The sequence below is a fragment of the Sphingomonas sp. JUb134 genome (assembly GCF_004341505.2).
Lineage (GTDB): Bacteria > Pseudomonadota > Alphaproteobacteria > Sphingomonadales > Sphingomonadaceae > Sphingomonas.
In genome coordinates, this window is the sequence record NZ_SLYP02000001.1 from 1,654,080 (window position 1) to 1,671,358 (window position 17,279).

The window sequence follows — 17,279 nt, forward strand, 5'->3', positions numbered from 1 at the left end:
CGCTCGTTGGCGTTGAGGTGCAAGCATGGAACGACAGATGGCCGCCCGGCGGCAGCAATGGCTGGACGGCGCAGCGATGGGGGCATCGCTGCTTTGCCTGGCGCACTGCCTGCTGCTGCCCGTGCTCATCGTCGCGGTCCCGATGCTCGCTGCGTTCCTGACGCTGCCGGAGAGCTTCCACGCGCTCGCTTTCGCCTTTGCCGTGCCGACGAGTGCGGTGGCGCTGGGGCTGGGCTTTCGCCGCCATCGCCACCCGCTGCCGCTGGTGATTGCCGCGCTCGGGCTGCCGCTGCTGGGTGCCGGCGCGTTTCTGCCCACCGGACCCGTGGTGGAGACGGCGCTGAGCGTCGCCGGTGCGCTGCTGTTGGCCCTGGGACACGGCTGGAACTGGCACGCGAGCACCCGCCCGCCGGCCGTCGTCGGCTGAGCTAGAGCAGCACCGCATCCTTCGGGAGGAGCGGCGGCGGCAGATCGGTCCGTCCCACGGCTGCCAGCAGTTCCCGCTCCACCGTGCGGACGAGGGCGTCCAGCGGCAGGTCGTTCGTCTCCTGCCCGAACGGGTCTTCCATCTCATCCCCCAGCGCATCGAGCCCGAAGAAGGTATAGCAGACCACCAGTACGACTAGCGGCGTCCACCAGCCTAGCGATTGCGCCAGCGCGAAGGGCAGCAGCAGGCAAAAGGTATAGGCCGTGCGGTGAAGAAGCAGCGAATAGGCGTAGGGCAGGGGCGTCGCCTTGATGCGTTCGCATCCGGCCTGCACCTGAGCCAGGCCGGTCAGCGGTTGTTCCAGCACCGAGTAGCGGATGTCGCTGATGTGGCCGTCCTGCACGAGCCGGCTGCATGTGCGCCCCACCGACCGCAAGGCCGCATCGGTCGGGTTCGGCTGGTCTGCCCAGTCCTTCCCGTCAAACCAAGGGAGGATCGCGGCCGCTTCGGGCTTGCCGCGAAGGCGCGCTGCCAGACCGTGGCTGAACCCCACGAGCCCCATCAGCAGCGGCGTTCGGATCTCCGGCGCAAGGTGCGCGGTCTGGCGGGCGAAGGTGCGAACTTCGATGATCAGCTGGCCCCAGAGCTTCCGACCTTCCCACCAGCGGTCGTAGCACGCGTTGTTGCGGAAGCTCATGAAGATCGAGAGCGCGAGGCCGATCAGGGTGAAGGGTATCGCGCCGAGCTGTGTGAGTATGGCTGGCGTGCGCGCGGCGAGCAGCACGGCGGCGCTGGCGATCAGCAGCATCGCCGCCAGGCGAGGGGCGATGCTGCCGATGATCGATCCGCGTACGCGAAACAGGATATCCCACAGCGTGGGTCGACGAAGGACGATCATGGGCGATCCTCAGGAACGTTCCCCGCCGGTTCCGCCATATGCTTGAGTCGGTGCAAGCCCCTCGTCAACGACCGTAGATGCGGTCGAGCACCTCGGCACTGCGCACCAGTTCTTCCGCATCCTCGGTGAAGCGGGGCGAGCGGGCCAGGCGCTCGGCCCAGTCCGCGCCGGCGCGACCGCCCCACGCGTCCGGTGCCTCTGCAAGCAGATGCCGTGTGGTGCCCTCGAATCGTTCGGCGCGGAAGTCGTAGAAGGAGCCGTTGAGGTTGCGCAGCGCCGCGGCGCCCGCGGTGCCGTAGAAGCTTGCGTCGATCACCGCGTCCTGGCCGGCGGGCAGGCGCCACGAGCAGGCGAGGCGTACCACCGTACCGCCCGCCAGCATCACGGTGGCGACGGCATAGTCCTCCACCTGGCGATCTGGATCGGCGAGGGGGTGGCCCCCGCTCGACAGGTGAGACGTGACCTCCCGCACTTCCGGGAAGCCGAGCGTCCAGAGCGCCAGGTCGACCAGGTGCACCCCCAGGTCCATCACGCAGCCGCCGCCCGACAGAGCAGGATCGTAGAACCACGGCTTGTCCGGGCCATAGGCGTTGTGAAAGGTGAGGTCGATCGCGTGGACATGGCCGAGCGCGCCGTCGCGCACCAGCGGCGCAATTTGCTGCATGCCGGCGGTGAACCGGTAGGAGAAGTCCACCGACAGCAGCCGGTCGGCTCGCCGCGCGGCATCGACCACCGCGCGCGCCTCGGCGGCGCTGCGGCCGAGCGGCTTCTGGCAGAAGACGGCGCAGCCCGCCTCCAGTGCCTCGATCGACTGGCTGGCGTGAAGCGCGCTCGGGCTCGCGATCACCACGCCGTCGAGGCCGAGCGCCAGCATCGCGCCGAGCGAATCGACCACCGCTGCGTCGGGGGCGAGCTTCTGCGCCTCCGCCACCATCTCGGGCGAGGGATCGCTGATCGCCGCCGCCTCGACCGCGCCGGTGGCGAGCATCGCCTCCATGCGGTGGCGGCCGATCCAGCCGACGCCCAGGAAGCCGAGCTTCGGGCGGGTCATGCGGCGTCTCCGAACGTCACCAGCGCCTTCACGAAGCCGTCGGGCTTGTCGCGCGTGGCAAGCAGCGCCTCGTCCAGCCGGTCGAGCGGATAGCGGTGGGTATAAAGCGGCGTCGGGTCGAGCCGACCGGAGGCCACCGCCTCCGCGGCTTCCCGCAGTCCGCGCAGGTTCACCGCTGGGTCGCGCTCGTGTGCGCTGGCAATGTCGATGCCCTTCCAGTTCCACATCTGCATGTTGACCTGGCGCGGGCCGTCCTGGTGATAGCCCGCGATCACCAGCCGGCCGCCCTCGCGCACCAGCTCGCCCGCCAGATCGAGCGGCCATTGCTTGCCGACGCATTCGATCACCCGGTCGCAGCCGCGCCCGTCGGTCAGCCGCTTCACATCCTCCAGGATGCGCCAATGGTCGTCCATGACGATCGTCTCGGCCGCGCCATAGTGACGGGCGAGATCGAGCGACGACTGGCGACGCGAGATCGCGATCACCCGCGCACCCGCCTCCGTCGCCAGCCGCGTCAGCACCGCGCCCAGGAAGCCGATGCCGACGATCGCCACCGTCTGCCCCGCCTGCACGTCGGCGCGGCGGAAGATGTTGAACGCGCAGCCCAGCGGCTCGCCGGGGAAGGGCTTGCCGGCCAGCGCCTCCGGAAGCTTCACCAGCGCGTCGACGTCGGCGACGTCATATTCGGCGTAGCTCTTGCCCGACAGCATCGCCACGCGGTCCCCGATCGCGACGCCAGTCACATCGGACCCGAGCGCATCGACCACGCCCCAGCCTTCATGCCCCATGCCGCCCGGTTCGCCGGGGAACTGCGACCAGGGCTGGCCTTCGAACGGCTCGACGTTGGAGGCGCAGACGCCGCAGCCTTCCAGCTTCACCCGCACCTGGCCTGGGCCAGGCTCGGGCAGGGCGACCTGCTGCAGTTCCATGGTGGCGGGCGCGGCGAGCACCGCCGCGCGCATCGTTTCGGTCATCGTCATTCCTGGTTGGACCTAGGATCAGGCGCGCACTTCGAGCGCGGGCTCGGCCGCGGCCTGGACGCCGCCCGCCGGGGCATAGCGGTCGATCATCCATGCGCAGAAATCGGCGAACTGCTGCGGCTCGTACGGCGGGCTGGTGTGGTGCTTGCCCGGGCCCAGATGCTCGGGCGTGAAGCAGAAGGTGACGGTCACGTCGAAGTCGGCGATCGCCTCCATCTGCCGGTCGAACCAGTCGAGCGCATTGGGGCGGAAGCTGTCGGCCCAGCTCAGGCCTGTGCGCAGCTTCTTCGTACCGAGCCGCTTCATCCACGCGACCGCCTCGTCCAGGCGCGGGTCCTCATAATGGAACCACTGCATCAGGCCCATGTCTGAGGCGACCTTGGCATAGTCGTCGAGCGCGGGCTTGGGGGTACCGTCCTCGCGGATCAGCCCCATGTAGAAATGGCGGTAGTAGCTCGACCCTTCCGCCTCGCGATGGCGGGTGGTGGCGCCCCAGCTCTGCGGCAGGTCGTAGAGCGAATACCAGAAGATGCGCGGCACGCGGCCGATCAGAAGCTCGGCAGTCCGGTTGACGCCGAACACCTGCACCTCTTCGGCGCCGAACGAGCCGACCCCGACCTCGGTCACCCAGATCGGCTTGTCCGTCACCGCTTCGATCTCGGCGATCTTTTCAGGCCAGGCGTGGATCGGCCACAGGTTCCAGTCGAGCGGAAAGCCGTGCACCGCGACCGCATCGACGGCGTCGAGCACGCCGCGTGCCTCCATCCGCTGCACCCAGGCCGGGTCGATCGGGGACATGCCGCCGAGCACGCGCGTGACTGCCGGATTGATCGCGTGGATCGCGTTGCCCGCCCGAACCATCGTGTCGGCGAAGATCGCCCACTCGGGATCGAGCTCGGGATCCCAGTGCGACTTGTTGTTCGGCTCGTTCCAGAGCATCGCGGCTTCGATCACTTGGCTTCCCCCTGTTCCGGCCCGCGGGCCGGGTAGACTGCCGCAGGGCCGTATTCCGCATAGGGAACCGGCGCCACGCGGCACAGATAGACGTCGCGTTCCGGGCGCGCCTCGACGGTGAAGCCCGAGGCGCGCAGCATCGCCTCCGACGCGGCATGGTTTGGCGCCCACCAGTTGGTCCAGTCGTGCGCATACTCGCGCTCGATGAAGTGCATCTTGGGATAGCCCGGATCGTCGAAATAGGCGGGCGCGTCATAGGTGCCCGGCACGTAGAAGGGGTGATCCTCCGGCACCTCGCACACCTCGTCGGACCCGCGCTGCAGCGTCTGGAACAGCATCATGTCGCGGGCGACATGTTCGCGGATGAGGTCGAGTGCCAGCAGCGGATGACGCAGGTGGTAGAGCACGCCCATGAAGATCACGAGGTCGAACTTCTCGCCCAGTGACGCGACGTCATAGACGGACAGCTTGGCGAACTCGACGCCGGTGAAGCCCAGCGCCTCGGTCGCGAGCCGTGCCTGCGCCAGGTAGCGTTCGTCGCTGTCGATGCCGAGCACCCGCGTGGCGCCGCGCCGCTTCATCTCCACCGAGTAGAAGCCGGCGTTGCAGCCGATGTCGAGCACGGTCTTGCCCGTCATGTCCTCCGGCAGGGCAGGGCCGAAGCGCTCGAACTTGAATCGGGGATAGTCGCCCAGGAAATGCTCGGGCGCGGTCTGGATGCCGTTCCCTAAGTCGATGTTGTGGAACCAGGGCGCGAGCCGCGCCACTTCCTCGCGGAGCCGATCGGTGGGCATCTTGGTCATTGCGGCACCTCGTTGAGCGTGACGATGCGGCCCTGGCCTCCTGCCAGTGCCAGCGTGGTAAGCGAACCCGGCGCACAGTCGAACGCGAGCAACCGGTCGAGTCCGAGCCCAAGGACCTGCGCGGCCACGCCGCGGATGATGTCGCAGTGACTGACGCAGAGGATCATGCCGCCGTCGCCTTCGAGCGAGGCGATGTGCGCCGTCGCGCGCGTGACGGCCGCCGCCATGGTTTCCCCACCTGGGGTAGAGGCGGTCGCGCGCTCCGCGTTCCAGCGGTCCCAGTCCGGATCGCCATCAAGGCTGTCGAAGCTGCGGCCGGTCCAGGCGCCGAAGTCGACCTCGTCCAGCGCGTCCACCAGGGTCACGGGCAGGCCGTGGCGGGCGGCGACGATCTCCGCGGTCTCCCGCGTGCGGCGGCGGGGGCTGGCGTGGATCGCGCGGAGCGGCGCGGAGGCGAGGCGCTCGGCAAGGCGCTCGGCTTCTGCGCGGCCCGCGGCGTTGAGCGCGATCTCCGACCGGCCGCTCAGAACCGCGCCGACCTCATCATGGCTTCCGTGACGCGCAAGAAGGACGGTCGCGCTCAATGCGCGCCCGTAGAAGGCAGGATCAACATAGATGCTGCAATCGCATCGCGTCCCCCTTTGGTTCCCCGCTCCGGGAAAAATGTTTCCCGCCCGGAATGATTTTCGGGAACAAAGATGAAGAAGAAGCGCTTCTTCTTCCGGGTCGCAAGCCATTGAACAGGCTTGGGACGGTCAAGTCAACGCAGGCACGGCTGGGGGATGCAGTCGGTGTCGAGAGCGGGAGGAAGAATGGAACGAGTTCTCATCACCGGGGGGGCGGGATTCATTGGACGCTTCGTCGCCGACGAACTTCTGGCACGCGGCAACGAAGTGCGGGTCCTCGATAGCCTGATCGAGCAGGTCCATGGCGCGACCGACGGCTCGCAGATGCTCAACAAGGAAGCCGAGCTGATCCGCGCCGACGTGCGCGACAAGGATGCGGTGCTGAAGGCGCTCGACGGCGTCGACAGCGTCATCCACCTGGCGGCCGAAGTCGGCGTCGGCCAGTCGATGTACGAGGTCGAGCGCTATACCTCGACCAACGACGTCGGCACCGCGGTGCTGTTCGAGGCGCTGATCGACAAGCCGGTCCGCCGCGTCGTCACCGCCTCCTCCATGAGCATCTATGGCGAGGGCCTCTACCGCGACGCCGATGGCGCGCTAGTTGAGAACGCCGAGCGCAAGACGCTGAAGGACGGCCAGAAGAATTGGGAGCCCACCGACGCGCAGGGCCGCCCGCTCAGCCCGGTCGCGACCCCGGAGTGGAAGCGCCCGAACCTGGCGTCGATCTACGCGCTCAACAAATATGTGCAGGAACGCACGACCCACATCATGGCCGAGCCCTATGGCATTGAGGGTGTGTGCCTGCGTCTGTTCAACGTCTATGGCCCCGGCCAGGCGCTGTCGAACCCCTACACCGGCGTGCTCGCGATCTTTGCGTCACGCTTCCTCAATGGTCAGTCGCCCCTGATCTTCGAGGACGGTGAGCAGCGCCGCGACTTCGTTCATGTCAGCGACGTGGCACGCGCCTTTGCCGACGCCCTCTTGCTGCCGCAGGCAGTCGGCGGCACGTTCAACATCGGCTCGGGCAACCATCGGTCGGTCAAGGAAGTGGCCGAGGAACTCGCCAAGGCGATGGGCAAGAACGACCTGACCGCGGAAGTGGTGGGCAAGGCGCGCATCGGCGATATTCGCCACTGCTTCTGCGACACGACGCTGGCGGCCGAGAAGCTCGACTTCCGCGCGAAGCAGGACTTCCAGCAGGGCCTGGCCGAGCTCGCGGAGTGGGTGGCGCAGCAGACCGCGCAGGACCGCGTCGAGCAGATGCGCTCCGAATTGGAAAAGCGGGGCCTGGTGGCATGACCGGGCAGGAGAGCGCCGCGGCGGACCCGCGGCCGATCCTGGTCACCGGCGGTGCGGGCTTCATCGGATCCAACCTCGCCGACCGGCTGGCCGGCGAGGGGCACCGCGTGCTCGTCTATGACGCGCTATCGCGAGCGGGGGTCGACACCAACCTCGCCTGGCTGCAGCAGCGGCATGGCGACCGCATCGACTTCCTGCACGCCGACATTCGCGACGAGGCTCGGCTGGCGGATGCCGCGGCCGGTGCCAAGGCGGTGTTCCACTTGGCCGCACAGGTGGCGGTGACCACCAGCATGGTCGATCCGCGCGACGATTTTGCGATCAACATCGCCGGCACGCTCAACCTGCTCGACGCGATTCGCACGCGCTCGCCCGAGACGCCGGTGATCTTTGCATCCACCAACAAGGTGTACGGCGACCTGATCGACCTCGACTTCGTGCTGGAGGATCAGGCCTATCGTCCCGTGGACGCGGAAGTGCGCGCGCACGGCATCGGCGAGGCGCGGCCGCTCGACTTCCACACGCCGTACGGCTGCTCCAAGGGCGCGGCCGACCAATATGTGCTCGACTACGCCCGCAGCTTCGGCCTGAAGACCGCGGTGCTGCGGATGAGCTGCATCTATGGTCAGCGCCAGATGGGCACCGAGGACCAGGGATGGGTCGCCCATTTCCTGATCCGCGCGCTCGAGGGCAAGCCGATCACGCTCTACGGCGACGGTCATCAGGTTCGCGACATCCTCGACGTGTCGGACGCGGTCGACGCCTATGTCGCGGCATGGCGCAACATCGACGCCGTCGCGGGCCAGGCGTTCAACCTGGGTGGGGGCCCGGACAACGCCATCAGCCTGCGCCAGCTGCTGGCCTATATCGGCGAAGTGCTCGGCCGCGAGGTCGACCTGAGCTTCTCCGACTGGCGCGCGGGCGACCAGCGCTATTTTGTCGCGGACACGCGCAAGGCGCAGGCGGCGCTGGGCCTCGGCAAGCGCATCGACTGGCACGACGGCGTCGCGCGGCTAGCCCGCTGGCTGGCGGAGGCGCGCGGCATCAACGCGCCCATCGGCGTCCCGGCGGCGGATGCGCCGGCAGGGGCTGCTTGATGGCGGCGCGGATCCTGATCACCGCCGATGCCGTGGGCGGGGTCTGGCAATATGCAACCGACCTCGCCTGTGCGCTCGCTCCCCTCGGCTTCGCGCCGACGGTAGCGGTGCTCGGGCCGGAGCCGAATGCCGCGCAGCGCGCGCCGGTCGAGGCGGCGGGCATTCCGATCCTGGAGACCGGCCTGCCGCTCGACTGGCTGTGTGACGGCCCCGTGCCGGTGCGCGAGGCCGGCGAGGCACTGGCGAAGCTGGTGCGCGAGCAGGGGTTCGACCTCGTCCACTGCAACATGCCGACGCTGGCGGCGAGCGGCGCGTTCGGCGTGCCGGTGGTCGCGGTGGCGCACGGCTGCCTCGCCACCTGGTGGGACGCCGCCAATGGCACCAAGCTGCCGCCGGACTATCGCTGGCAGCGCACGCTGACCGAACAGGGTTTTCGCGCGGCCAGCCGTGTCGTGGCGCCGACCGCAGCGTTCGCCGCGGTGATCCAGCGCACCTATGGCCTCGCCGACCTGCCGCTCGCCGTCCACAACGGCCGCCGGCCGCTGTGTGTGGGCGAGGGCGCGCCCACCGACTGCGTCTTCACCGCCGGCCGGCTGTGGGACCAGGTCAAGCAGACGCGTCTGCTCGACCGCGTGGCCACCCGGCTGCCGGTGCCGTTCCACGCGGCCGGCGCGCTGGTGGGGCCGCATGGCGAGCAGGTGCCCGCCGACCATCTCCAGCCGCTCGGGCTGTTGAGCGAGGCGGAACTGGCCGAGTGGCTCGTCCAGCGCCCGATCTTCGTCTCGGCCGCGCGGTTCGAGCCGTTCGGGCTGGCGGTGCTGGAGGCGGCGGCTGCCGGCTGTCCGCTGGTGCTCGCCGACCTGCCGACCTTCCGTGAGCTGTGGGACGGCGCGGCCGTCTTCGTGGCGCCACAGGACGAAGGCGGCTTCGTCGCCGCGATCGAGGCGGTCCGCGCCGATCCCGCGCGCCGCCTTGCGCTGGGCGAGGCCGCGCAGGCGCGCGCGGGCCGCTACACGCCGGCGGCAGTCGCGCGCGACATGGCCGCACTCTACCGCGACCTGCTCGATCCCGCCGCAACCCTCACGCGGAGTGCCGCGGCATGAAGATCGCCTATTTCACCCATTCGCTGCTGTCGTGCTGGAACCACGGCAACGCCCATTTCCTGCGCGGCGTGCTGCGCGAGCTGATCGCGCGCGGTCACGATGTCCGCACGCTGGAACCGGAAGGCAATTGGAGTCTCGCAAACCTGCTCGCCGACGGTGGCGAGGCGGGGCTGGAGCCCTATCGCACCGCCTATCCGGAGCTGTCGTCGCAGAGCTTTGCGCCCGGCACCGATCCGGTCGAGCTGGTCGACGATGCCGAGCTGGTGATCGTCCACGAGTGGAACGACCCTGCGCTCGTCGCCGCCATCGGCGACCTGCGCAAGCGCGGCGGCCGCTTCACCCTCTTGTTCCACGACACCCACCACCGCGCCGTGAGCGATCCCGACGCGATCCGCGCCTTCGATCTCTCCGGCTATGACGGCGTGCTCGCGTTCGGTGAGACGCTGTCGGAGGTCTATCGCCGCTGGGGCTGGGAAGGACGCGTCTGGACCTGGCACGAGGCCGCGGACACCCGCCACTTCCACCCGCCCGTGCACGAAGGCACGCGCGAGGGGCTGGTGTGGATCGGCAACTGGGGCGACGGCGAGCGGACGCAGGAGCTGGAGGACTTCCTCTTCCGCCCGGCCAATGCCGCGGGCCTGCCGCTCGACATCTACGGCGTGCGCTACCCGGACGAGGCCAAGGCGATGCTTGCCTCGCACGGCGCGCGCTATCGCGGCTGGGCACCTAATGCCAAGGCGCCGGAAATCTTCGCCCGCCACCTCGCCACCGTGCACGTGCCGCGTCGTTACTACGCGACGATCCTGCCCGGCATCCCCACCATCCGCGTGTTCGAGGCGCTCGCCTGCGGGCTGCCTTTGGTGTCGGCGCCGTGGGAGGATGCCGAGGGGCTGTTCCGCCCCGGCACCGACTATCTCGTCGCCCGCGACGGCGCCGAGATGACCCGCCACCTGACGGCGTTGCGCGACGATCCCGACCTGCGCGCGAGCCTCGCCGCCGCCGGGCTGGAGACGATCCGCGCCCGGCACACCTGCGCCCACCGCGTCGACGAGCTGCTCGCCGTCGTCGCGACCCTCGGCGCCCCGCAAGTTGAGAGGAACGTGGCGTGAAGATCGCCTTCTACGGATCCAGCCTCGTGTCGTCCTATTGGAACGGTGCGGCCACCTATTATCGCGGCATCCTGCGCGACCTGGCGCAGCGCGGCTACCAGATCAGCTTCTACGAGCCCGACGCCTTCGACCGGCAGAAGCATCGCGACATCGACGCACCCGATTGGGCACGCTCGGTGGTCTACCCGGCGACCGAAGAGGCGATGCGCGGCGTCCTTGCCGAAGCGGCCGACGCCGACATCGTCGTCAAGGCGAACGGCGTCGGCGTGTTCGATCGCGAGCTGCTGGAGGGCATCGTCGAGCATGCCGCGCCGCAGGCGCTCAAGATCTTCTGGGACGTCGACGCGGCTGCCACGCTCGACGAGATGCGCGCCGACGCGGACCATCCTGTGCGCCGCGCGCTGCCGGACCTCGATGCGGTGTTCACCTATGGCGGCGGCCCGCCGGTTGTGAACGCGTACAAGGGCTTCGGCGCCGCCGACTGCGTGCCGGTCTACAATGCGCTCGACCCGACGACCCATTTTCCGGTCGAGCCCGACCCCCGCTTCGCCTGCGATCTCGCGTTCCTCGGCAACCGCCTTCCGGACCGTGAAGCGCGCGTGGAGGAGTTCTTCCTCAAGGCCGCCGCGCGCTTGCCGGAGCAGCAATTCCTGATCGGCGGCAACGGCTGGGAGACCAAGGCGATGCCCGGCAACGTCCGCCACCGCGGCCACGTCTACACGGCCGAGCACAACGCCTTCAACTGCACGCCACGCGCGGTGCTGAACGTGGCGCGCGACAGCATGGCCAACGTCGGCTTCTCGCCCGCGACCCGCGTCTTTGAAGCGGCGGGCGCTGCCGCCTGCCTCATCACCGACGCCTGGGAAGGCATCGAGCAGTTCCTGATCCCCAACGAGGAAGTGCTGGTCGCGCGTGACGGCCAGGACGTGGCCGACCATCTCGCGGCGCTTACGCCAGAACGCGCGCAGGCGATCGGCCAAGCGGCGCTCAAGCGCGTGCTCGCCGAGCACACCTACACGCTGCGCGGCGCGCAGGTGGACCAGCTGTTCCAAGCGCATGCCGAGCGGCAGCGGGAAGTCGCATGAAGCTCGTCGTCCTCGGCCTCTCGCTGTCGTCCTCGTGGGGCAACGGCCATGCCACCACCTTCCGCGCGCTGCTCAAGGCTTACGCCGCGCGCGGTCACGACATCCTGTTCCTGGAGCGGGACGTGCCCTGGTATGCGTCGCATCGCGACCACGTCGATCCCGACTATTGCCGGCTGAAATTCTACGCCGATCTGGACGGGCTGGACGCCTGGCGCGAGGAGATCGCGGGCGCCGATGCGGTGATCGTCGGCTCCTATGTGCCGGAGGGCGTAGCGGTCGCCCGCTATGTCCAGCAGGTCGCTGAGGGCGTCACCGCCTTCTACGACATCGACACGCCGGTGACGCTCGCGAAGCTCGAACGCGGCGACTTCGAATATCTCTCGCCGGAGGTCATCCCCGGCTACGACCTCTACCTGTCGTTCACCGGCGGGCCGACGCTGGAGCGGCTCGAGCGCACCTATGGATCGCCGGCGGCGCGTGCCTTCTACTGCTCGGTCGACCCGGCGCTCTACGCGCCGACCGGCACGGAGAAGCGCTGGGACCTCTCCTACCTCGGCACCTACAGCGACGATCGCCAGCCCACTCTGGAGCGGCTGCTGATCGAGCCGGCGCGCGCGCTGCCGCACCGCCGGTTCGTGGTGGCGGGGCCGCAATATCCCGACACCATCGACTGGCCGGCGAACGTCGAGCGGATCGATCACCTGCCGCCGTCCGAGCACGCCGACTTCTACTCGGCGTCGCGCTTCACCCTCAACGTGACGCGCGCGGACATGATCGCGGCGGGCTGGTCGCCGTCGGTGCGCCTGTTCGAGGCGGGCGCGTGCGGAACCCCGATCGTGTCGGATCGCTGGGAGGGGATCGAAGACCTGTTCGCACCCGGCCGCGAGATCCTGCTGGCGGATGATGGCGCCGCCGTGATCGCCGCGATCGAAGGGGCGGATGCCGCGGCAATGGGGGAGGCGGCACGCGCCCGCGTGCTGGACGCCCACACCGCTGCGCACCGCGCCGCAGAATTGGAACTGCACCTCACCGAAGCGGCAGCACGACAGGTGCCGCAGTCTGCTTTGGCAGGAGCCGCCTGATGAACGACATAAGGGACAAGAAGGAGCGGAACATGGCGCAGAACGAAGCTGGAGTGGCGCTGGTCGCGGGCGGAGCGGGCTTTATCGGCTCGCACCTCTGCCGGGCGCTGGTGGATCAGGGCTATGAGGTGCTGTGCCTCGATAACCTCCAGACGGCGCGTCCGTCCAACCTGCGGCTGCTGGAGGCGCTGCCCAACTTCACCTTCGTGGAGGCGGACATCGTCAACCCGCTGCCCCAGGCGGTGCTGGAGCGGGCCGATCGCATCACGCGCATCTACAATCTCGCCTGCGCAGCCTCGCCGCCGCAGTACCAGGCCGATCCCGAGCACACGATGCTCACCAACGTGGTCGGCACCAACCACCTGCTGCGGCTGGCCGAAAAGACCGGCGCGCGCTTCCTGCTCACCTCCACCAGCGAGGTCTATGGCGATCCGGAAGTCCACCCGCAGGCGGAAGGTTATCGCGGCTGGGTGAGCTGCACCGGCCCGCGCGCCTGCTATGACGAGGGCAAGCGCGCTGCCGAGGCGCTGACCTTCGACTATGCCCGCATGAACCGCGCGGAAGTGCGCGTGGCCCGCATCTTCAACACCTATGGCCCGCAGATGCATCCGGATGACGGCCGCGTCGTCTCCAACCTGATCTGCCAGGCGCTGTCCGGCCGCGACATCACCGTCTATGGCGACGGCAGCCAGACGCGCAGCTTCTGCTACGTCTCCGACATGGTCGATGCGCTGATGCGGCTGATGGAAAGCGACATCAATCCGATGGAGCCGGTCAACCTCGGCAATCCGACCGAGTTCACCGTCAACGAGCTGCTGGAAAAGGTGCTGGTCGCGACCGGTGTCGAGGGCCGGGTGACCTACAACCCGCTGCCGCAGGACGATCCGCGGCGCCGCCGTCCCGACATCAGCCGTGCCAAGGCGGTGCTCGGCTGGGAGCCGACCGTGCCGCTGGAGGATGGGCTCGCCCGCACCAGCGCCTGGTTCGCGGAAGAACTGGGAGTCGAGTTGGCCCGGCCGGAGATCCAGGAGCCGCTGCGCGCCCGCGCCTGATCGAACTCCTAGAAACGTCGTGCCCCGCTCCGGCAGCCGCCGGGGCGGGGCGTTTCATATCGGGACGCCCAGCGCCACCGACGAAGGTGCAAAGCGTAAACGGCGTGTTAACCTGTTCCTATGGACCAACGACACGCGCACTCGCCTGTGGCCGTTTCCGGCCCACCGCATCCCTTTCGCCGTGCTCTGGCGGATGCTCGCAAGGCATCGAAGGACGCCAGCAGCGAAGAGGATCTGAAGCTCTTCGTCCTGAGCTTCACCGCCTTCTTCGTCTGCTTCTACACCTTCCTGTTATAGCCGCGCTTGCGGCTTGACCCGGCGGTTCAGTCGCATGCGCAGTGCAGCTTCCAGGCCAACCAGGCGGAGAGCACGCACATGCCGGCGACCACCAGCAGCATGTCCTCCGGCGTCACTCCGGCCGCGCTGACGGCGCTCACCACGATCGCGCCGATCGTCATCGCGCCTGCGTTGACGATGTTGTTGGCCGCCACCGTCCGCGCCGTCTGGTCCTTGGTCACCGTGGTGGTCAGGAAGGCGTAGAGCGGCACCACGAACATGCCGCCGGTGACTGCGACGGCAAGCATCGTCAGCAGCAACCCGACCGCGCGCGGCAGCGTGATAAAGTCGTAGAAGCCATACAATGTGCCGGCCGGCGCCTGCACCCAGCCGCGCGCCTCCAGCGACAGCGCGATCACGGCGACGCCCATCGCGATCACCGAGCCCGGCGCATATTTCGCCGAGACCTTGCCGCGCAGCAGCGCGTTGATGACCACCGAACCGATCGCCACCCCGACCGAGAAGATCGCGATGGTGAGGCTGGCGACCCGCTCGTTGGCGGTGAGCACGTTCTTCACCAGCGGCGGGAAGATCACGATCATCACCGACGCGATGGTCCAGAAGAAGCTGATGGCGAGGATCGCCAGGAACAGCCGCCGGATGTGCATCGTCGCCGCGACCAGCTTCCACGAGGAGGTGATCGGGTTGTAGTTGAGCTTCAGTTCGGCACCCAGCCGGGGGGCCGCGGGCACCATGCGGCCCGTGATCCAGCCGATCACCGCAACCCCGATCACCAGGATCGCCGAAGCCTCGACGGAGATCCATCCTGCGATCACCGTTCCCAGCAGGATCGAGAGATAGGTGCCGGCTTCCACCAGCCCGGTGCCGCCCAGCACCTCATCCTCTTTCAGATGCTGCGGCAGGATCGCGTATTTGATCGGCCCGAAGAAGGTCGAGTGGGTGCCCAGCAGCAGCACGGCGCCCAGCATCATCGCGAGGCCGAGGTTGATCCACCCGGCCTGCGCCACGAACACGCCCGCCGCGCCGAAGATCATGATTCCGATCTCGGCCGTCTTCACGATGCGGATGATCCGTGCCTTGTCGCTCGTGTCCGCGAGCTGGCCGGACAGCGCCGAGAGGACGAAGAAGGGGATGATCCCGATCGCCGTCGCCAAGGCGTTGAAATTCTGTTCTGCCTGCGCGTCCGAGAAGATCTGGTAGGTCGCGAACAGAACGATCGCCTGCTTGAACAGGTTGTCGTTGAAGGCACCCAGAAACTGCGTGACGAACAGGGGAAGGAAGCGGCGCTTCCTGAGCAGCCCGAGCGCATTCAGCATCGTGTCGTCAGTACCTTGTGTCGTTGCATCGCGCAGGCTTGATGCCCGTAGCCATAGCCCAGCGTGGCAAGCGGCTTCAATGCGCGATTAAAGCTTCTCCCCGCTCGCGCCCCGGTGCTAGACCCCGGCGGGTGCTGACGCTTCCCAATATCCTCACGCTCTCGCGGATCTTCGCGGTGCCCCTTCTGGTCGCGTTCCTCTGGTGGCCGCAATGGCATGCCGGCTACGCGATCGCCTTCGCCCTCTACTGCCTGATGGGCGTCACCGACTATTTCGACGGGTATCTCGCCCGCTCGAACGGCACGGTGTCGAAGCTCGGGGTGTTCCTGGATCCGATCGCCGACAAGATCATGGTCGCTGCCGTGATCCTGATGCTGGTGGGAACGCGGCACGATACCGCCCTCATCACCGGCATCCACCTGATCGCCGCGCTCGTCATCCTGCTGCGCGAGATTGCCGTGTCGGGCCTGCGCGAGTTTCTTGCGGGGCTGCAGGTCTCGCTGCCGGTCTCCAAGCTCGCCAAGTGGAAGACGACGCTGCAGCTCGTCGCGTTCGGGGCGCTGATCCTGGCCGGTGCGGTCCCGGACATCCTGTGGGTCCGCGCGGTCGGGCTCGCCTGCCTCTGGGGGGCTGCCGTCCTGACCCTTGTTACCGGCTGGGACTATCTGCGCGTCGGCCTCCGGCACATGGACAGCTGATGGCGCTTGCCATGCTCTATTTCGCCTGGGTGCGCGAGACGATCGGGACCGGGGCGGAGAACGTCGATCCTCCCGCGGACCTGACGACGGTCGAGCACCTCATCGACTGGCTCTCGACTCGCAGCCCTGCGCACGCCGAGGCCCTGGCCGATCGCGCGCGGCTGCGTGCTGCGGTCGACCAGCGCTTCGTGCCGCTCGAAGCTTCCATCAGCGGAGCCCGCGAAGTCGCGATCTTCCCCCCGGTGACCGGCGGATGATCCGCGCGCTGGTCCAGTCGGAGCCGATCGACCTCGCCGCCACGCTCGCGGCGGTGGAAGGCAGCGGTTCCGGCGCAGTCGCGAGCTTCTCCGGCTTCGTGCGCGCGGATGACGGCGTGCGCGAGCTCGCGCTGGAGCATTACCCGGGCATGACCGAGGCCGTGTTGCACGCCCTCGCCGAGGAGGCGGTCGCGCGCTGGCAGCTGCACGCGGTTGCGGTGGTCCATCGCGTCGGCCCCATGGCTCCCGGCGAGCGGATCGTGCTGGTGGCGACCGCCGCACCCCACCGCCATGCGGCGCTGGAGGCCTGCGCATTCCTGATCGATCGGCTCAAGACCGATGCGCCGTTCTGGAAACGCGAGCGTCGCGAAGAGGGTGCGCGCTGGGTCGCAGCCCGCGATGGCGACGCGGGCGCGGCCGACCGCTGGCGCTAGAAAGGGGGGAGGAGGGCGAACCCTCCTCCGAAAAGGTCAGCCGAGCTTCGGCACGAGCACGCCGTTCACGACGTGGAAGACGCCGTTCGACTGGTCGACGTCATAGGTCGTCACGTAAGCCTTGGTGCCATTCGCATCCGTCAGCGTGATCGCGCCGTTCTCCAGGCCTGCGGTGAGCGGCTGGCCCGCGACCGTGGTCAGCGTCAGCGTCCCGCCGGCGCTTTCGATCTGCTTCTTGAGCGTCACGGCATCGAGCTTCCCCGACACCACATGGTAGTTGAGGATCTTGGCGAGCGTCGCCTTGTTCTCCGGCTTCAGCAACGTGTCCATGGTGCCGGGTGCAAGCCGGCCGAACGCATCATTGTCGGGCGCGAACACGGTGAAGGGGCCCGGGCCGGCGAGTGCCGCATCGACGCCGGCGGCCTTGAGCGCGTTGACCAGCGTCGCCAGGTTCGGCGCTGCAGCCAGGTTCTCGACGATCGGCTTGGTGGGCGCCATCTGCGCGCCGCCGACGGCCGGGTTCGGCTTGGCGGCTGCTGCTGCATCGGCGGGTGCGGCGGTGGTGCCGGGCGCGGCCGGCGTGGTCTGCGGAGCCGTCTGGGGTGCGGGCGTCGCGGTCGTGGTCTGCGCCAGCGCCGGCGCCGCGGTAGCGGCAACGACGGCCAGAGCGGATACGATCGGAAGACGGAACATCAGTTTCTCCTCAACAGG

20 protein-coding genes are annotated in these 17,279 nt (G+C 68.5%); 12 read left to right on the forward strand and 8 right to left on the reverse strand.

The genetic code is table 11. From position 1 onward, the window contains the following. Positions 1-25 precede the first annotated feature (25 nt). Complete coding sequence (locus EDF69_RS07905; RefSeq protein WP_125960605.1) at positions 26-427, forward strand: MerC domain-containing protein; 402 nt, start codon at positions 26-28, stop codon at positions 425-427. 1 nt (position 428) lies between these two features. Here the strand turns inward: EDF69_RS07905 and EDF69_RS07910 are convergent, their stop codons facing one another. From EDF69_RS07910 to EDF69_RS07935, 6 genes are all read right to left on the reverse strand, one after another. Further along, positions 429-1,325: a bestrophin family protein gene (locus tag EDF69_RS07910; RefSeq protein WP_132882711.1), complete on the reverse strand. Its 897-nt coding sequence runs from the start codon at positions 1,323-1,325 to the stop codon at positions 429-431. 64 nt (positions 1,326-1,389) lie between these two features. After that, on the reverse strand, positions 1,390-2,376 hold the full coding sequence (locus EDF69_RS07915; protein WP_132882712.1) for a Gfo/Idh/MocA family protein: 987 nt from the start codon (positions 2,374-2,376) through the stop codon (positions 1,390-1,392). Continuing rightward, a complete protein-coding gene (locus EDF69_RS07920) occupies positions 2,373-3,350 on the reverse strand; it encodes an MDR/zinc-dependent alcohol dehydrogenase-like family protein (protein ID WP_239555383.1) in 978 nt (325 codons plus the stop codon). The genes EDF69_RS07915 and EDF69_RS07920 overlap by 4 nt, the downstream gene beginning before the upstream one ends. Positions 3,351-3,374: 24 nt before the next feature. Beyond that, positions 3,375-4,310 (reverse strand): glycosyl hydrolase, encoded by a 936-nt coding sequence (locus EDF69_RS07925; protein WP_132882713.1) that lies wholly within the window; start codon positions 4,308-4,310, stop codon positions 3,375-3,377. Continuing rightward, positions 4,307-5,113, reverse strand: a complete 807-nt coding sequence (locus EDF69_RS07930) for a TIGR04290 family methyltransferase (protein ID WP_132882714.1) — start codon at positions 5,111-5,113, stop codon at positions 4,307-4,309. The genes EDF69_RS07925 and EDF69_RS07930 overlap by 4 nt, the downstream gene beginning before the upstream one ends. Continuing rightward, the gene (locus EDF69_RS07935; RefSeq protein ID WP_239555385.1) at positions 5,110-5,697 is read right to left on the reverse strand and encodes a histidine phosphatase family protein; all 588 of its coding nucleotides are present in this window, start codon (positions 5,695-5,697) and stop codon (positions 5,110-5,112) included. Before EDF69_RS07935 ends, EDF69_RS07930 begins: the two co-directional genes overlap by 4 nt. 228 nt (positions 5,698-5,925) lie before the next feature. Between EDF69_RS07935 and EDF69_RS07940 the strand changes: the two genes are divergently transcribed. From EDF69_RS07940 to EDF69_RS07975, 8 genes are all read left to right on the forward strand, one after another. Further along, positions 5,926-7,038 (forward strand): NAD-dependent epimerase/dehydratase family protein, encoded by a 1,113-nt coding sequence (locus EDF69_RS07940; protein WP_132882716.1) that lies wholly within the window; start codon positions 5,926-5,928, stop codon positions 7,036-7,038. Next, the gene (locus tag EDF69_RS07945; RefSeq protein ID WP_132882717.1) at positions 7,035-8,135 is read left to right on the forward strand and encodes an SDR family NAD(P)-dependent oxidoreductase; all 1,101 of its coding nucleotides are present in this window, start codon (positions 7,035-7,037) and stop codon (positions 8,133-8,135) included. Before EDF69_RS07940 ends, EDF69_RS07945 begins: the two co-directional genes overlap by 4 nt. Next, positions 8,135-9,238, forward strand: a complete 1,104-nt coding sequence (locus EDF69_RS07950; RefSeq protein WP_132882718.1) for a glycosyltransferase family 4 protein — start codon at positions 8,135-8,137, stop codon at positions 9,236-9,238. The genes EDF69_RS07945 and EDF69_RS07950 overlap by 1 nt, the downstream gene beginning before the upstream one ends. After that, entirely contained in the window at positions 9,235-10,347 is a 1,113-nt protein-coding gene (locus EDF69_RS07955) for a CgeB family protein (RefSeq protein ID WP_132882719.1), read from the forward strand. Before EDF69_RS07950 ends, EDF69_RS07955 begins: the two co-directional genes overlap by 4 nt. Then, complete coding sequence (locus tag EDF69_RS19880; protein WP_132882720.1) at positions 10,344-11,432, forward strand: glycosyltransferase family protein; 1,089 nt, start codon at positions 10,344-10,346, stop codon at positions 11,430-11,432. The genes EDF69_RS07955 and EDF69_RS19880 overlap by 4 nt, the downstream gene beginning before the upstream one ends. Beyond that, the gene (locus EDF69_RS07965; RefSeq protein WP_132882721.1) at positions 11,429-12,514 is read left to right on the forward strand and encodes a CgeB family protein; all 1,086 of its coding nucleotides are present in this window, start codon (positions 11,429-11,431) and stop codon (positions 12,512-12,514) included. The genes EDF69_RS19880 and EDF69_RS07965 overlap by 4 nt, the downstream gene beginning before the upstream one ends. Continuing rightward, positions 12,514-13,566 (forward strand): UDP-glucuronic acid decarboxylase family protein, encoded by a 1,053-nt coding sequence (locus tag EDF69_RS07970; protein ID WP_239555387.1) that lies wholly within the window; start codon positions 12,514-12,516, stop codon positions 13,564-13,566. The genes EDF69_RS07965 and EDF69_RS07970 overlap by 1 nt, the downstream gene beginning before the upstream one ends. 147 nt (positions 13,567-13,713) lie before the next feature. Then, positions 13,714-13,863, forward strand: a complete 150-nt coding sequence (locus EDF69_RS07975) for a hypothetical protein (protein WP_165889986.1) — start codon at positions 13,714-13,716, stop codon at positions 13,861-13,863. Positions 13,864-13,889: 26 nt separating this feature from the next. On the opposite strand, the gene EDF69_RS07980 is transcribed toward EDF69_RS07975, so the two are convergent. Beyond that, complete coding sequence (locus tag EDF69_RS07980; RefSeq protein WP_125960593.1) at positions 13,890-15,179, reverse strand: MFS transporter; 1,290 nt, start codon at positions 15,177-15,179, stop codon at positions 13,890-13,892. Between the two features lie 131 nt (positions 15,180-15,310). On the opposite strand from EDF69_RS07980, the gene pgsA reads away from it, so the two are divergent. From pgsA to EDF69_RS07995, 3 genes are read left to right on the forward strand one after another with little or no spacing between them, the layout of a single operon-like run. Continuing rightward, a complete protein-coding gene (gene pgsA / locus EDF69_RS07985) occupies positions 15,311-15,877 on the forward strand; it encodes a CDP-diacylglycerol--glycerol-3-phosphate 3-phosphatidyltransferase (protein ID WP_132882722.1) in 567 nt (188 codons plus the stop codon). Beyond that, entirely contained in the window at positions 15,877-16,134 is a 258-nt protein-coding gene (gene moaD, locus EDF69_RS07990; protein WP_132882723.1) for a molybdopterin converting factor subunit 1, read from the forward strand. The genes pgsA and moaD overlap by 1 nt, the downstream gene beginning before the upstream one ends. Next, positions 16,131-16,568 (forward strand): molybdenum cofactor biosynthesis protein MoaE, encoded by a 438-nt coding sequence (locus tag EDF69_RS07995; RefSeq protein WP_132882724.1) that lies wholly within the window; start codon positions 16,131-16,133, stop codon positions 16,566-16,568. The genes moaD and EDF69_RS07995 overlap by 4 nt, the downstream gene beginning before the upstream one ends. 36 nt (positions 16,569-16,604) lie before the next feature. Here EDF69_RS07995 and EDF69_RS08000 read toward each other — a convergent pair whose 3' ends face one another. Further along, positions 16,605-17,261 carry a fasciclin domain-containing protein gene (locus tag EDF69_RS08000; protein WP_132882725.1) on the reverse strand — a complete coding sequence of 219 codons (657 nt, stop codon included), beginning with the start codon at positions 17,259-17,261 and terminating at the stop codon, positions 16,605-16,607. Positions 17,262-17,279 lie beyond the last annotated feature (18 nt).

Coding starts and splice junctions, on each gene's coding strand:
- EDF69_RS07945 (WP_132882717.1), top strand. CDS start 7,035: ATGACCGGGCAGGAGAGCGCCGCGGCGGACCCGCGGCCGATCCTGGTC.
- EDF69_RS07970 (WP_239555387.1), top strand. CDS start 12,514: ATGAACGACATAAGGGACAAGAAGGAGCGGAACATGGCGCAGAACGAA.
- EDF69_RS07940 (WP_132882716.1), top strand. CDS start 5,926: ATGGAACGAGTTCTCATCACCGGGGGGGCGGGATTCATTGGACGCTTC.
- EDF69_RS07915 (WP_132882712.1), bottom strand. CDS start 2,376: ATGACCCGCCCGAAGCTCGGCTTCCTGGGCGTCGGCTGGATCGGCCGC.
- EDF69_RS07905 (WP_125960605.1), top strand. CDS start 26: ATGGAACGACAGATGGCCGCCCGGCGGCAGCAATGGCTGGACGGCGCA.
- EDF69_RS08000 (WP_132882725.1), bottom strand. CDS start 17,261: ATGTTCCGTCTTCCGATCGTATCCGCTCTGGCCGTCGTTGCCGCTACC.
- EDF69_RS07950 (WP_132882718.1), top strand. CDS start 8,135: ATGGCGGCGCGGATCCTGATCACCGCCGATGCCGTGGGCGGGGTCTGG.
- EDF69_RS07955 (WP_132882719.1), top strand. CDS start 9,235: ATGAAGATCGCCTATTTCACCCATTCGCTGCTGTCGTGCTGGAACCAC.
- moaD (WP_132882723.1), top strand. CDS start 15,877: ATGGCGCTTGCCATGCTCTATTTCGCCTGGGTGCGCGAGACGATCGGG.
- EDF69_RS07995 (WP_132882724.1), top strand. CDS start 16,131: ATGATCCGCGCGCTGGTCCAGTCGGAGCCGATCGACCTCGCCGCCACG.
- EDF69_RS07910 (WP_132882711.1), bottom strand. CDS start 1,325: ATGATCGTCCTTCGTCGACCCACGCTGTGGGATATCCTGTTTCGCGTA.
- EDF69_RS07920 (WP_239555383.1), bottom strand. CDS start 3,350: ATGACCGAAACGATGCGCGCGGCGGTGCTCGCCGCGCCCGCCACCATG.
- EDF69_RS07930 (WP_132882714.1), bottom strand. CDS start 5,113: ATGACCAAGATGCCCACCGATCGGCTCCGCGAGGAAGTGGCGCGGCTC.
- EDF69_RS07980 (WP_125960593.1), bottom strand. CDS start 15,179: ATGCTGAATGCGCTCGGGCTGCTCAGGAAGCGCCGCTTCCTTCCCCTG.
- EDF69_RS07965 (WP_132882721.1), top strand. CDS start 11,429: ATGAAGCTCGTCGTCCTCGGCCTCTCGCTGTCGTCCTCGTGGGGCAAC.